Here is a 13,945-nt window from a genome sequence, read left to right on the forward strand (position 1 = left end):
GACTGCGGTGACAAATCCGGTGCTAACGGTATGGCGCGAAAGTGTTTAGACAGTCAAGCTCCTCTAACACGCGGTCGGCGCGACCCGCTCTATCTCCAGGCCGAACAGCGGACGCAATCGCGTGCCGAGGACATTGCCGAAAAACGCGGCGACGAGCCAGAGCCATCCATGCACACTGCCTGACACGATGCCGCTGAAATACGCGCCAATGTTGCAGCCGTATGCAAGGCGCGCGCCGTATCCGAGCAGCAATCCGCCGACGACCGCAGCCACGAGCGAGCGCAGCGGCACGCGCCAGACGGGCGCATAGCGGCCGGCCAGCGCGGCCGCCAGCATCGCGCCGATCACGATGCCGATATCCATGACCGAGGTCACGTCATGCGAGACCGGCGCGGCGAGCGCCGCGGCGTTCGGCTTGCTGGTCCAGTATGCCCAGTTCGCGACATCGAAGCCGAGCGAGGCGGCCGCCTTCGCGCCCCACAGCGCGAACGCCGACGTGATGCCCCATGGCCGCCCGGAAAGCGCGAGCGTCGCAAAGTTGAGCACGGCAAGCGCGATTGCGCCTGCCAGCAGCGGCCATGGCCCATGCAGCCACGGCGACGTGTGAGGCGGCTGCGTATGTGCGGCGACGAGCCGGCCATGCCTGCGTTTTTCGATGACGACGGTTATTGCCGCGATCAGCGCAAAGAGCGCCCAGTTGAGGAACAATGCGGGCGCGACGCCGAGCATTTTCACGAGCGAGATCGCGGGCAATTGCGGCAGCGCGGTCCAGAAAGGCATGTGCATGGTCGCGATGACGGACCCGGCGACGAACCCGATCAGCGTGACGATCATGCGCGTGCTGCCGCCGCCGACCGTGTACAGCGTGCCCGACGCACAGCCGCCGCCGAGCTGCATGCCGAGTCCGAACATGAATGCGCCGACGACGACCGAGGTGCCCGCCGGCGACACGAGGCCTGTGACAGGATGGCCGAACAGCCTGCCCGCTGCCAGTGCGGGAAAGAACAGTGCGACCCCGATGGCCAGCATGAGCATCTGCGCGCGCAGGCCGGCGCCGCGGCCGTCGGCAATAAATACGCGCCACGCGGACGTGAAGCCGAACGCCGCGTGGTAAAGCGCGATGCCGAGCAGCGCACCGACCACGTACAACGCCGCTTGTACCGCGCTGACGGTCTGCACGAGGTACCACGCACCGGCGACGATCAGCAGCAAGGCCACGCCTAGTGGACCGGGATCGATAGCGGCGCGGCGGGAAATCGGGGAAGCAAGATCGGACATGTCGAGTGCGTTTATAAAGACGTGGGCAAAACGCATATTTTCTCGCGATTAGCGCAAGCTTGCACGGCGTGAAAGCAGGCGGCGCAGCGATGCTTCCCGTGCACTGCGCCGCACCCGGCCGATCGGCGCGTCGCGCTTGTACGACGAATTGGTTGCGAGAATCGATGATGCTCGGCGATCGGGGATTCGATGGGCAATCAGTGCGATTTTGAAGCGGCGCAAGTCGCCGCTGTTGTAGCGTGTCCCTTTGCGTGCCCCTTTGCATGTGCCTTCCTCGGAGCATCCCAAATTCAAGGAGATCGCGACATGAGCAATGCAAAAACAGTCGACATGAAACTGGAAGTGGTCGTCATTCCGGTAGCGGACGTCGATCGCGCGAAGCAGTTTTACGCCGCCTTAGGCTGGAGGCTCGACGTCGATATCGTGAAGGACGAGCAGTTTCGCGTCGTGCACTTCACGCCGCCCGGTTCGCACTGCTCGATTCTGTTCGGCACGGGCGTCACCACCGAAGCGCCGGGCTCGGTGCAAGGACTTCACCTGATCGTCTCCGATGTGGTGGCTGCCCGCGAAGCGCTTGTCGCGCGTGGTGTCGACGTGAGTGAAGTTTTTCACGACGCAGGCGGGCTCTTCCATCATGCCGGCGAAGAAGGACGCGTAAGCGGCCTGCATCCTGCGCGCAACAGTTACGGATCCTTCGCTTCGTTTAGCGATCCCGATGGAAACGGGTGGGTCTTTCAGGAGGTCACGACCCGCCTGCCTGGACGCGTCGACGCGCAAAACATCGCGTTCACATCGTCGCAAGAGCTGGCGGCGGCACTCCGGCGTGCCGCCGCCGCGCATGGCGAGCATGAGAAGAAGACCGGCAAGCATGACGAAAACTGGGCCGACTGGTACGCCGACTATCTGGGGCGCGAGTCGGGCGGGTGACTCGCCGTTGGCCGATGAGCAGGCAATCAGCGCTGTGCACTCGTGTTGGCGCCGACATTTGCGCCAGGATTTCCACCGGAACTTGCGCCGGTATCGGCGAACACCGGCTGCACAGCGGGCTCCAACGCGTTCGTGTCATCGATATTCGGCGCGGCTGCTTTCTCGGCTCGCCAGCGCACACGTGACTCGTGCATCGTTCTTAGCGCAAGGCGCGCCATTTTCACCCATCCGGAAGGGTGCGGGTCCGCGAGCATGCTGAGTGCACGCGCATAGTCGAGGGTGAGGCCGGGCGTCCACGCCATTGTCGCTGCGCGCTTTCTGACTTGTGCCGCAACCCATAGTTCAGGCGTCACGGCGATATGTAGAAACGGCTTCCAGCCACGGTCCATTCCCCACGCGCGCGCCGACGCTCCTTCGATTGCCGCTTCCAGCGCTTTCGCGACCGTGCTCGAGCAGTTGCGGTATGTCAGGTTGTAGATTGTCGTGCGGCGATATTCGGCCCAGAAACGTTCGAGCCGTTGCGCATCGTAGTTGTGTATGCGGACCTGACGCGTGGAAGGACACCACGCTTTCGCTTCGGTCTGGTAGTCGGGCTGGAACACGCCAGGCACGTCGTTATCCCGCGTCGCACGCAGGATGCGCGAGAACTCGTCCGGCGACCGCTCGATTTCAATGGCCGGGTACAGGCTGATATAAACGCCTTCCGCCGACTCGAGCGCGGCATGGCCTGTCGAGATCGCGCCGTTTCGATCGACCGCGGCTATGTAGCGGTCGATGATCGGCTGCCGTCGTGCCTGCGATTTCGCCGAACCGACCGGCGTCCACACGTGTATGGTCAGAACATGGTCGCGCCGTTCGGCAGCGTCGCTGGACGCGTTCGGCGACGGAGGCTTCGGTACGTCCTGCGTGGACATTTCTGTGGATGCTCGTGCCCGCATTGCGGCGGCTTCCATCGCCGCGACCTTATGCTCCGTGCGCTTTTCGTCGGCCACGACGGGGTTTGTCGCCATGCGCCGCACACGGACCGCGAGCAAGGTCATGTTCCAGCCGCCGAACAGCAGTCCGAACGCGACACAGTATGCGATGGTGCCCGCATAGTGATCGGGATAGGGCTGGTAGAAAAAGATCGCAATGGCGATTTCCAGTACGCCGCCCGCAATCGCCACCTTCCATGTGCGGTAGCGCACGAGTGCCGCGGCAATGATCTGAAGCGTGCCGTCCGCGAGAAACAGCGTGCCGAAAATCAACGACAGGATGAAGTTGCCGTGCACGCCTCCGATCAGCACGAGCCCGGCGGACACGATAAAGGTCACACCTTTGACATAGCGCAGCGTGCGCTGTCCGCCTATGCCGGTCCAGGCGACCGCTAGCGTAGCGAGGCCTTCGAGCAGAAGCAAAGCGACGAATGGAACGATGGGGAACCAGAGCGCGCCGTCGAGCGCATCGCAGAAAATCACCACCCCTAACACGGTGCTTAGAAATCCTACCGCGAGCAGTTCGCGCCAGCGCGTGCGCAGATAGTCGACACCGAGCAGGATCATCACAAGACGGACCATGGCTTGATCTTCCCTTCGTCTGGAGACCGTGGCTGAGGAACCGCAACTGAACCAACGCACCGACCGCCGGCAACACAACGATGATAGTTCGTCGTGCACGACTCGACGTGGGCTTTGATTTTGTTCAGAACAATTCAACGTCGTCGCATTGCGCCCGTTCGGCACCCTGACTATCGAATCGTCATACCGTAATGTCGAACGCAGCGTTCAACCAGTTGGCCTCCCGCCTGCGTGCAAATCTGGAATCTGCTCGGCGCCGTCGAATACTTTCTGTTATCCCGGTGCTACGGTTAGATTGCGGCAAAGCGCGACTCAATCAAACTTCAACCCGATCAGGACGCGGACATGAAACTTGGCAACAGCGACACCGCAGTGGTATTTATCGACCCTCAAAACGATGTGCTCAGCGAGCATGGCGTGAACTGGGGAGTGGTAGGCGCGAGCGTGACGGAAAACCGCACGGTCGACAATATGGAGCGCATCTTCAAGGCGGCGAAAGCACAGCAATACGAAGTCTTTATCTCGCCTCACTACTTCTATCCGACCGACTACGCGTGGAAGTCATACGGTCCGCTCGAGCAAGGCGAAGTGGAGACTCGCAGTTTCGCGCGCAAGGGGCCACTGAATCTCGGCGGGTTCGAAGGATCGGGCGCGGACTGGCTTGCACGGTTCAAGCCATACATCGAAGACGGCAAGACTGTCGTGGCGAGCCCGCATAAGGTATGGGGGCCGCAGACCAACGATCTGACTCTGCAATTGCGCAAACGAGGTATCGGCAAGGTGGTGCTCGGCGGCATGCTGGCCAACATCTGCGTCGAATCTCACCTGCGCGAACTGCTCGAGCAGGGCTTCGAGATCGCGGTCGTGAAGGATGCGACTGCAGGGCCGCGGCACCCCGTGTGGGGAGACGGCTATCAGGCCGCCCTGGTCAACTACCAGTTCCTTGCGCACGCGGTGCTGACAACCGACGAGGTCGTGGCCGCGATGCAATAAGCGAGGCGGCGTTGCCGCTCGATGTCTTTGCGAAGCGAAACAATTCGCTTGCGCTGGGAGTGGCTTCAGGTCCCCGTTGTGACGGGGACCTGGATCTTTTTCGCTGGTTCGCTTCGCACGAAGCGTTTAGATAGCGCGCGCCGCACGGGAATATCGACATACCTGTCGAGGATGGCAATCAGCGCCAGCATCGCGCAAAGAAACGCCAGAAGTGCATCGGCGCCATACATGCGCTCCCTGTTGACGGGAAGCTTAGACAGGAACATGAGGACGGGCACGTGCGTGATGTAAAGACCGTACGATATTCGCCCAAGTCTCGCGAACACCGGTGCGACGCATGACGGAGGTTCCGCGACGGTGGCGATATAAACAAGTGCCGGCACGCCTAGAAGGACTTCGGCTGCGCTGGCAATACCTGTCCAGGTTGCAGGCACATTGATGCAAAGCATCAGTGCCGTACAAACCAAGGTTAGTGCGGATATGCCGGCGCTTTTGCGATGATGCGCTGTACGCCGACGATACAGGAGCACGCCTATGGAAAATGAGAATACGACTCGCGCGAGCGCAACGTACCAACCGGACACATTCCATCCGGCGTCAAGGCTGTCGTGCAAAAGCGAGCATACGAAAACAACCGCCCCTGACAGAACGATTACCGATACGAGAGCGTATGTGTTGTCTTTTCTGACGAATTTCGCGTATGCGCAATTTGCAACGAGTTCATAGAGCAGAGACCATGCGGGATTATTGACCGGGTAGAGAGGCTTGGCTCTCGACGGCAACATCAGCAGCGGGAGCAGCACTAGCGACGCCATGCTTATCGCCGATCGTATGCCTGCAGGTTGGCTACCGGGCTCCTGGAAAAAATGTTCGAAGAGGCCGACAAACGTCCCGAGCAGATAAAACGGCAACAGACGTATCAGCCTTATCTTCAGGAACGAAAAGAAGGTGAGACTTCCGGATTTCAGTCGTGACTCATATGCGTTTGCTACAACGAAGCCGCTCATGCCAAAGAAGATGTCGACCGCAAGATAGCTTTGCTGGAATTGCGGCGAAGTGAACATCACAGGTGCATGACGGAACACGATCAGAATTGCGGCTAGCCCCCGTATTGCATCGAGGTTGGTGTACTTGCGTTGAGTCATGCGGGTGCCGGCTTCCCTTCGGGTCGAAATCAATGCTGTGGCCAACAGCGCAGGCCGTTCAGCGGCGCGAGTGCGCAAGGATAGCGCATGCGGCAGCTACCCCCTCCTCTTTCAACTCCTGTCAGGTGTGGCACGCGAACAAGACGCCGCCGCGCACACGCGTGTGTCAGCGGCAAACGGCAAAATTGGAGTTCTTGACCTTCCCAGTGTGGGAAGGTCCATGCTGTCACCGTTTTCCCGGCCACCGGCTTTCGCCCGAATACCGTTCAAGCCTGGGTGCGAAACCAGGACGGAAGGTCGTACTGTAGTTCTCAACCAAGGAGATGCAACATGCACAAGCGGGTCCTCGTTCGAGCTTTCGGAATCTGTACGGCGTTCGCGATCGGCGCGGCCGGCGCAGCCGCCAACGCGCAGCAGGCTGCGTCGATGCCGGGCATGCATATGAACATGGCCGGTTCCTCGGCTGACTCCTCGCCAGCCACACAGGCATACCAGGAGGCAGACCAGAAAATGATGCAGCACATGAGCGCGCCCCCATACACCGGTGATGCGGATAAGGACTTTGTTACGCACATGTTGCCCCACCATCAAGGCGCCGTCGACATGGCTGAGGTCGAATTGAAGTACGGCAAAGACCCGCAGATGAAGAAGCTGGCGAGCAATATCGTGAAGGCGCAGAAAGAAGAAATCGCAGTAATGAAACGTTGGCTGGCAAAACACGAGGGCAAGTGAGCGATCTCGTCTGCGCGCGACAACTGGCTCAACAGGATGCCAAGCCAGTTGTCGCATGCGAGGTTCAAAGATTGTCGATCTCAATCGGCTCGATCGCGTCGGCAATCTCAAAGCCGAAGATCTTTCCGTAGAAGTACAGTTCGGCTTCGAGGCAACGCCGGATATTGTCGGCAACGCGAAAGCCGTGTTGCTCCTCGGGAAACACGATCGATGCGACTGGCAAACCCTTCTCGCGCACCGAACGGTACATCGCTTCGGCCTGGTCGAGCGGCACGACCTTATCTTCGCCACCCTGGAAAAGGATCATCGCGCACGACAGCCGGTCGGCATGATTGATCGGCGAGCGCTCGCGATACAGCGCCTTCTGTTCCGGATACGGCCCGATCAGCCGGAACAGGTAGCGCGATTCGAATTTATGCGTGCCTCGCAGCAATGCTTCCAGATCGCCGATCCCATAGTGGCTTGCGCCCGCCTTGAAGCAGTCGCGGAAGGTCAGCGCGCAAAGCGTCAGATACCCGCCGGCGCTGGCGCCTCGCACGGCAAGGCGTTCTTTGTCGACAAGACCCTGGTCGACCAGATAGGTCGCCGCGGCGACCGCATCGTCCACGTCGTCGACGCCCCAGCGCCCGCTCAATTGCTGGCGGTAAGCACGGCCGTAGCCGCTGCTGCCGCTGTAGTTGACATCGACCACCGCGAAGCCGCGGCTGGTCCAGAATTGAACGTTCCATTTGAACGATCGGTCCGACGAACTCGTCGGACCGCCATGCGCTACCACGAGCAGTGGGGGGCGTTCATCGGCGGGGCCCGCATGGTCCGCATTGAATGGCGGATAGTACAGCGCATGCGCGGTCCTGCCACCCGTCGACGGATAACTGATTGGCTGCGCGATCGACGTATAGGCGGGATCCACGTCGGTCCGGCTCGAGCTGCGCAGTACGCGATGCGTGCGGGCCGTCAGGTCGAACTCGACGACCGCCTCGGACGATGCCGGCGTGGCAGCGATGAAAACTGCCTTGTCGCCATGCACGTGAAGGTCGCGCATCATGCAGAACGGCATGTCGACCGGCTCGAAGACTCTCGCGGCGGGATCGAGTATGGCAAGGCGCGAGTCGGTGTCCTGCTCATAGATGCAGAGAATCCGCCCATTCGCATCGAAGCCGTAGGTCGTCATGCCGAACAGCCATTGCGGCTTGCCGAATTCCGCTGCGATCGGATGCAGCGGAATCATTTCGTCGCCGTCGAGACGATAGAGGTTCCACCAGCCGCTGCGGTCGGACACGACATGAAGCTGCCCCGCGGGCGACCACGCAGGTTGAAACAGCGACTCCGTCACTCCCGCCGCGATGCGGCGCGGCGTGCCAATGCGGCCATCGCCGCCGATATCGGCGAGCCAGAGTTCCGTGGCGTCCCACGGCATGTCGGGATGACTCCATGCGAGCCACGCAAGACGGCTTCCATCGGGACTTAGACACGGCGATGAGAAGAAGTCGTGTGTGTCGGCAATGCGCGTGAGTGAACCGGAGTCGAGATCGATCGCAGCGAGAAAGTTGACCGGTTCGTGAGCGTGCCCGCGATGGTCTTCGCATACGGCAATTAGCCGTCGATGTCGGCTGTCTTCGATCAGATCGGCGAAGCGCAGTCCTTGCGCTCCGGCTTCGGCCCCGTTCAATGCGCGCGGCATGCCGATGCCATCGGCGTCGAGCGCATAGAGGCGTTGATCGGCCGCATTGCTGAAGTACACGCCGCCACTTCCGACCGCATACGCACCACCGCCGTATTCATGCACTTGCGAGCGCACGCTGACAGGCGCCGGCAGCAGATCGGACGCAGCACCGCCTGCGTAACGGACCAGTGCATTGCGTCCTTGTTCCTGCGGCCGGCCTTCGGTCCAATAGATAGCGTCGCGCGCGATCGCGGGCTGGCCCAGACGGATCGTGTCGCCGACGATCAGGTGCGTCGTAACGGGAGACTTCCACGCGCCATACGGTTTGATTGCAGGAACGGTTTTCATGTGTGCGGGTAGCATCGTCAGGTGGTGGAGCTGCTGCATGCATCACCTTATCGCAAACAGCGATCGCCCGGTGCCTCACGCATCGCCTGATCGTCCCCGAGCTTCCATGTCGCAGCGAGGACGCCCGCCAGCCCGCGTCCTCGCCCGCCAGACGCTTACTGCCTCGCCATCTTCACGATGGTGAGCGTGCCGTCCACGTTTTCGACGCGCACCTTCACGTTGTCGCCTTGCTTGACGCTCCTCGCCATCGCCGGCTCTTTCGCCTTGAAGGCCATCGTCATGGCCGGCATGCCGACATTGGCGAGCGCTCCGTGCTTGAGCGTCACCATACCGCTCGCCGTATCGACATGTTTGACGACGGCATCGGTCATCGCGTCGTTGCCGGCCGCCGGCGCATGGCTCATGGCGCCCGCGCTCATCTTCATGCCTGTCATGTCGTCGGCAAACGCGGCGCTGCTGGTTGCGGCAGCAGCGAGCGAAATGAACAAGATACTCGACTTCTTCATGATGTTTCTCCAGAGTGGGATGACGGCACGGACGTGCCGATAGGGGACGATGGCACTCGCGCGCCGCTCGCGACTGCAAAAGACTTCGGGGCTTCGCGGTTGCGCGGCAAACGGCGTCGTTGCAACAGCAACCAGGCGGCGGGAATCACGAACATCGACAGCAGCGGCGCGGTAATCATCCCGCCGACCATCGGCGCGGCAATCCGCTGCATGACTTCGGAGCCCGCGCCGTGTCCGATCATGATCGGAATGAGGCCTGCGAGCACGACTGCGACAGTCATCGCTTTGGGTCGTACGCGCAGCACGGCGCCTTCGCGGATCGCATCGGTCAGTGTCGCTTCGTTCAGCGGTTCGCCTGCTTTCAGGCGACGGTTCAGCGCTTCCTTCAGGTACAGCAGCATGACCACGCCGAATTCCGCGGCCACGCCCGTCAGCGCGATAAACCCCACCGCGGTCGCCACTGACACTGCGTGGCCGAGCATCCAGATCAGCCAGAATCCGCCGACCAGCGCGAACGGCACGGTCGACATCAGTAGCAGCGCGTCGGCGGCCGAGTTGAACGTGAGGAACAGCATCAAGAAGATCACGACCAGCGTGACCGGAATCACCATCCGCAGTTTCGCCGCTGCGCGCTCGAGATATTCGAACTGTCCGGACCACTCGATCGAATATCCGGGCGGCAGCGTGACCTTCCGCGCAACGGCCTGCTGCATCGCCTTCACCGCAGTTTCGAGGTCGACATTGTGGATATCGATGTAGACGTACCCGGACAGTCGCGCGTTTTCGCTGCGAATCATCGGTGGACCATCGTCGATCGCGATATGGGCGACATCGCCAAGCGCAATCTGCGCGCCACGATCGGTGACGACCGGCAACTCGCGCAGTTTGTCGACCGAGTCGCGCACGCCTCGCGGATAGCGGATATTGATCGGGAAACGCTCGCGGCCCGCAATCACTTCGCCGACGTTATCGCCGCCGACCGCCGTCGACACGACGTCCTGGATATCGCCGACCGAAAGCCCGTAGCGCGCCGCTGCCTGCCGGTCGATATCGACGTCGATGTAGTGTCCGCCGTTCAGTCGTTCCGCGAGCGCCGACGTGACGCCCGGTACGCCCTTCACCGCGCTTTCGACCTGCGCGGCAACCTCATCGATCTTCGTCAGATCCGGCCCGGAAACCTTGACGCCCACCGGTGTCTTGATACCGGTCGACAGCATGTCGAGCCGGTTGCGGATCGGCGGCACCCAGACATTCGAGAGCCCCGGCACCTTCACGGTCCGGTCCAGTTCGTCGACGAGCTTCTGCGGCGTCATACCCGGCCGCCACTCGCTGCGCGGCTTGAACTGGATCGTCGTCTCGAACATTTCGAGCGGCGCCGGATCGGTGGCCGTATCGGCGCGGCCCGATTTGCCGAATACCGTTTTCACTTCGGGCACGGTCTTGATCAGCCGGTCTGTCTGCTGCAGCAGCTCGGACGCCTTGTCGGCCGAAATTCCAGGCAGAGCGGTCGGCATATAGAGCAGGTCGCCTTCGTCGAGCGGCGGCATGAACTCGCCACCCAGATGCGATAGCGGAATAACCGTTAGTGCGAGCGCGACGGCTGCGAGCCCGATCACGAACCACGGCCGTCGCAACGTGCCGTTGAGCAGCGGCCGATACAGCTTCACCAGCAAACGGTTGATCGGATTGCTGGTTTCGCGCGGAATGCGCCCGCGGATCAGATAACCCATCAGCACCGGCACGAGTGTGACCGACAGGCCCGCGGCAGCGGCAATCGTATAGGTCTTGGTGAACGCAAGCGGCGAAAACAGCTTGCCTTCCTGCCCTTCCAGCGAAAACACCGGGATAAACGAGAGTGTGATGATCAGAAGCGAGAAGAACAGCGCGGGACCGACTTCCGCCGCCGCGGTCGCAATCACCTCCCAGCGTTGCGCCGTTGTGATGGGTTCGTCCGGGTGTTCATGCTCATAGGCCTCCAGGTGCTTGTGCGCGTTCTCGATCATCACGATTGCCGCATCGATCATCGCGCCGATTGCAATGGCAATGCCGCCCAGCGACATCAGGTTCGCGTTCACGCCCTGATAGCGCATCACGATAAAGGCAGCGAGCACGCCGAGCGGCAACGAGAGAATCGCGACAAACGCGCTGCGCAGGTGGAACAGAAAGACCGCGCAGACGAGTCCCACGATGATGAATTCCTCGATCAGCTTGTCCGTCAGGTTGTCCACCGCGCGTTCGATCAGCTGTGAGCGGTCGTACGTCGTGACGATTTCGACGCCGGGCGGCAGCGAGCGCTTGAGGTCCGCGAGTTTCGCCTTCACGCCTTCGATTGTGGTCAGCGCGTTCTTGCCGGACCGCATCACGATCACGCCGCCGGTCACTTCGCCCTGGCCGTTCAGTTCCGCGATGCCGCGGCGAATTTCGGGGCCGATCTGGATGCGCGCGACATCGCCGAGCAGTACCGGCGTGCCGGCGTCGTTGGTGCGCAGCACGACGTTGCGGAAGTCATCGAGCGAGTGCAGATAGCCCGACGAGCGCACCATGTATTCCGACTCCGCGAGTTCGACGACCGAGCCGCCCGACTCCTGGTTCGCCTTCTTCAAGGCGTCGGCCACCTGCTGCTCCGTGATGTTGTAGGCACGCAGCCTGTCCGGATCGAGCACGACCTGATACTGCTGCACCATGCCACCGATGCTCGCCACTTCCGACACATCCGGGACCGCCTTCAGTTCGAACTTCAGGAACCAGTCGTTGAGCGCGCGGAGTTGACCGAGGTCGTGGTGGCCGGTGCGATCGACGAGCGCGTACTCGTACACCCAGCCCACACCGGTCGCGTCCGGCCCGAGCGAGACGGTCGCGCCCGGCGGCAGACGGCTTTGCACCTGGTTCAGATACTCGAGCACACGCGAACGCGCCCAGTACTGGTCGGTCTTGTCGTCGAACAGCACATAGACGAAGGCGTCGCCGAACGACGAGTAAGCGCGGATCGTCTTTGCGCCCGGTACACCGAGCAGCGTGGTGGTGAGCGGATAGGTGACCTGGTCTTCGATCACCTGTGGCGCCTTGCCCGGATACGACGCCTTGATGATCACCTGCGTATCCGACAGATCGGGCAGTGCATCGAGCGGTGTTTCACGCAGCGAATACACACCCCATGCCACGACGAGCACGGTGGCGAGCAAGACGAGAAAGCGGTTCTGAATCGACCATCGAATGATGCGCGCGATCATTTGGCGCCTCCTGCGGGTTCGATCTTCGTGAGCTGATAGCCGTCGTCGGACGGTTTGAAGACGAAGTGCACGGTGTCGCCAACCTTCACATCCGCGAACGCATTCGGCGCGGGCTTGCTGAACGACATCGTCATCGCGGGCCAGCCGAGCGCGGGAATGGGCTCGTGCGAGAACGTCATGTTGGCGGGCGTGATCTGTTCGACCTTGCCGGTCGTTTCGTAGCTCGAGGTTGAGGCCGCGTCTGCAGCCGATGCCGCTGCGGACGCCGACGCACCGGGCGCTGGCGCATCGCTAGCCGGCCCAGACGCCGGCGCGCCTTCAATACGCGGCAGCACCGACTTCAGACTCGCTTCCGAATCGATCAGGAACTGCCCCGATGCAACGACCGTGTCGCCGTCGTTCAGGCCGCCGAGCACTTCGGTTTCGTTGCCGACGTCGTTGCCGACCGTGACGGTGGCAGGCTGCAGGCGTCCATCGCTGTTTCTCACGATCACGACCGAGCGCTTGCCGGTGGTAATCACGGCTTCGGACGGCACGAGCAGGCGCGATACCGTTTTCGCGCCGCTTACATGCACGCGCATCAACATGCCGGGTGTGAGCCTGCCATCGGCGTTGTCGATCTCGAGCCGCGCCTGTAGCGTGCGGCTCGTCGTGCTGATGCCCGGTAGGATTTCGCGAATGCGGCCCGTGAAGTGCCGGGTCGGATCGCCGCTGAAGGTCGCATCGACGCGCATGCCGGGCCGCGCATCGAGTGCGAGTGCCTCCGGAATCTCAACGATCAGCCACAGCTTCGACAGGCCCGCTACTTTCGCGAGCGTTTGACCCGGCGTCACCATCGCGCCGTCGCGCACGTTCAGTTCGCTGACGACGCCGTTTTCGGGCGACGACAGCACAATATGCGTCTGTGCGCGGCCCGTGCGATCGAGGCTCGCGATCACACCTTCGGGAATCGACATCGCACGCATGCGCGCGCGCGAGGCCTGCAGCAACGCATCGTCCATGCCGCCGCGTTTGAGCGACAGATATTCCTCTTGCGGCGCGAGCCAGTCGGGCACGAACAGCGATGCGATCGGCGCGCCCTTCGCGATACGCTGCATCGGCGCACTGGCATAGAGACGGTCGATATAGCCATTCACGCGCGACTGCACGACATCGGCCCGCGACTCATCGAACTGCGTGGTGCCGATCGCATCGAAGCCTTCGCTCGTCTCGCGCCGGTGCACGGTTGCGTAGCGTATGCCGAGGTCCTGCTGCAAGCCCGGATTGATGCGGATGCCGGTGCTGCCGCCGCCGTCGTCCGCATAGACAGGCTGCAATTGCATGTCCATGAACGGCGATTTGCCCGGCTTGTCGAAATGCTGGTTCGGCACCATCGGGTCGTGCCAGTACAGCACTTTGCGGCCCGATTGCGCATCGGCCTTGTCGCCCGATCCTGCAGCGGCCGTCATGGCGGGCATCGAACCGGTGGTCGCCGCGCGGTGCGTGCCGACGACGTAACCTGCCGCCAGCAACGTCACGCCGGCAAGCACCGACGCGACGGCCTGTACGATTAGCTTCCTGTTCATGG

10 protein-coding genes are annotated in these 13,945 nt (G+C 62.1%); 3 read left to right on the forward strand and 7 right to left on the reverse strand.

Annotated features, from left to right (window positions below; translation table 11 throughout):
- Positions 1-63: 63 nt before the first annotated feature.
- The gene (locus BTO02_RS21815) at positions 64-1,278 is read right to left on the reverse strand and encodes a YeeE/YedE family protein (RefSeq protein WP_075159334.1); all 1,215 of its coding nucleotides are present in this window, start codon (positions 1,276-1,278) and stop codon (positions 64-66) included.
- 306 nt (positions 1,279-1,584) lie between these two features.
- Here BTO02_RS21815 and BTO02_RS21825 point away from each other — a divergent pair, with 306 nt between their 5' ends.
- Positions 1,585-2,205, forward strand: a complete 621-nt coding sequence (locus BTO02_RS21825) for a VOC family protein (RefSeq protein ID WP_075159336.1) — start codon at positions 1,585-1,587, stop codon at positions 2,203-2,205.
- A 26-nt stretch (positions 2,206-2,231) separates the two neighbouring features.
- On the opposite strand, the gene BTO02_RS21830 is transcribed toward BTO02_RS21825, so the two are convergent.
- Positions 2,232-3,761, reverse strand: coding sequence for an HdeD family acid-resistance protein (locus tag BTO02_RS21830; RefSeq protein ID WP_232243630.1), 1,530 nt, complete (start codon positions 3,759-3,761; stop codon positions 2,232-2,234).
- A 345-nt stretch (positions 3,762-4,106) separates the two neighbouring features.
- Between BTO02_RS21830 and BTO02_RS21835 the strand changes: the two genes are divergently transcribed.
- On the forward strand, positions 4,107-4,754 hold the full coding sequence (locus tag BTO02_RS21835) for an isochorismatase family protein (RefSeq protein ID WP_075159337.1): 648 nt from the start codon (positions 4,107-4,109) through the stop codon (positions 4,752-4,754).
- Positions 4,755-4,819: 65 nt separating this feature from the next.
- Here BTO02_RS21835 and BTO02_RS21840 read toward each other — a convergent pair whose 3' ends face one another.
- A complete protein-coding gene (locus BTO02_RS21840) occupies positions 4,820-5,899 on the reverse strand; it encodes an acyltransferase family protein (protein WP_075159338.1) in 1,080 nt (359 codons plus the stop codon).
- 330 nt (positions 5,900-6,229) lie between these two features.
- Here BTO02_RS21840 and copM point away from each other — a divergent pair, with 330 nt between their 5' ends.
- Complete coding sequence (gene copM, locus BTO02_RS21845) at positions 6,230-6,631, forward strand: CopM family metallochaperone (protein WP_075159339.1); 402 nt, start codon at positions 6,230-6,232, stop codon at positions 6,629-6,631.
- A gap of 64 nt (positions 6,632-6,695) precedes the next feature.
- Here the strand turns inward: copM and BTO02_RS21850 are convergent, their stop codons facing one another.
- From BTO02_RS21850 to BTO02_RS21865, 4 genes are all read right to left on the reverse strand, one after another.
- Positions 6,696-8,681, reverse strand: a complete 1,986-nt coding sequence (locus tag BTO02_RS21850; protein WP_232243631.1) for a S9 family peptidase — start codon at positions 8,679-8,681, stop codon at positions 6,696-6,698.
- Between the two features lie 116 nt (positions 8,682-8,797).
- Positions 8,798-9,148 (reverse strand): copper-binding protein, encoded by a 351-nt coding sequence (locus BTO02_RS21855; RefSeq protein WP_075159340.1) that lies wholly within the window; start codon positions 9,146-9,148, stop codon positions 8,798-8,800.
- Positions 9,145-12,378 carry an efflux RND transporter permease subunit gene (locus tag BTO02_RS21860; protein ID WP_075159341.1) on the reverse strand — a complete coding sequence of 1,078 codons (3,234 nt, stop codon included), beginning with the start codon at positions 12,376-12,378 and terminating at the stop codon, positions 9,145-9,147. Before BTO02_RS21860 ends, BTO02_RS21855 begins: the two co-directional genes overlap by 4 nt.
- The gene (locus BTO02_RS21865; protein ID WP_075159342.1) at positions 12,375-13,943 is read right to left on the reverse strand and encodes an efflux RND transporter periplasmic adaptor subunit; all 1,569 of its coding nucleotides are present in this window, start codon (positions 13,941-13,943) and stop codon (positions 12,375-12,377) included. Before BTO02_RS21865 ends, BTO02_RS21860 begins: the two co-directional genes overlap by 4 nt.
- Between the last annotated feature and the right edge of the window lie 2 nt (positions 13,944-13,945).

This window comes from Paraburkholderia sp. SOS3 (assembly GCF_001922345.1).
GTDB lineage: Bacteria > Pseudomonadota > Gammaproteobacteria > Burkholderiales > Burkholderiaceae > Paraburkholderia.

What these genes read in the sequence shown, in the direction of transcription:
- BTO02_RS21815 (WP_075159334.1), bottom strand. Translation starts at nt 1,278, where the DNA reads ATGTCCGATCTTGCTTCCCCGATTTCCCGCCGCGCCGCTATCGATCCC.
- BTO02_RS21825 (WP_075159336.1), top strand. Translation starts at nt 1,585, where the DNA reads ATGAGCAATGCAAAAACAGTCGACATGAAACTGGAAGTGGTCGTCATT.
- BTO02_RS21830 (WP_232243630.1), bottom strand. Translation starts at nt 3,761, where the DNA reads ATGGTCCGTCTTGTGATGATCCTGCTCGGTGTCGACTATCTGCGCACG.
- BTO02_RS21835 (WP_075159337.1), top strand. Translation starts at nt 4,107, where the DNA reads ATGAAACTTGGCAACAGCGACACCGCAGTGGTATTTATCGACCCTCAA.
- BTO02_RS21840 (WP_075159338.1), bottom strand. Translation starts at nt 5,899, where the DNA reads ATGACTCAACGCAAGTACACCAACCTCGATGCAATACGGGGGCTAGCC.
- copM (WP_075159339.1), top strand. Translation starts at nt 6,230, where the DNA reads ATGCACAAGCGGGTCCTCGTTCGAGCTTTCGGAATCTGTACGGCGTTC.
- BTO02_RS21850 (WP_232243631.1), bottom strand. Translation starts at nt 8,681, where the DNA reads ATGCAGCAGCTCCACCACCTGACGATGCTACCCGCACACATGAAAACC.
- BTO02_RS21855 (WP_075159340.1), bottom strand. Translation starts at nt 9,148, where the DNA reads ATGAAGAAGTCGAGTATCTTGTTCATTTCGCTCGCTGCTGCCGCAACC.
- BTO02_RS21860 (WP_075159341.1), bottom strand. Translation starts at nt 12,378, where the DNA reads ATGATCGCGCGCATCATTCGATGGTCGATTCAGAACCGCTTTCTCGTC.
- BTO02_RS21865 (WP_075159342.1), bottom strand. Translation starts at nt 13,943, where the DNA reads ATGAACAGGAAGCTAATCGTACAGGCCGTCGCGTCGGTGCTTGCCGGC.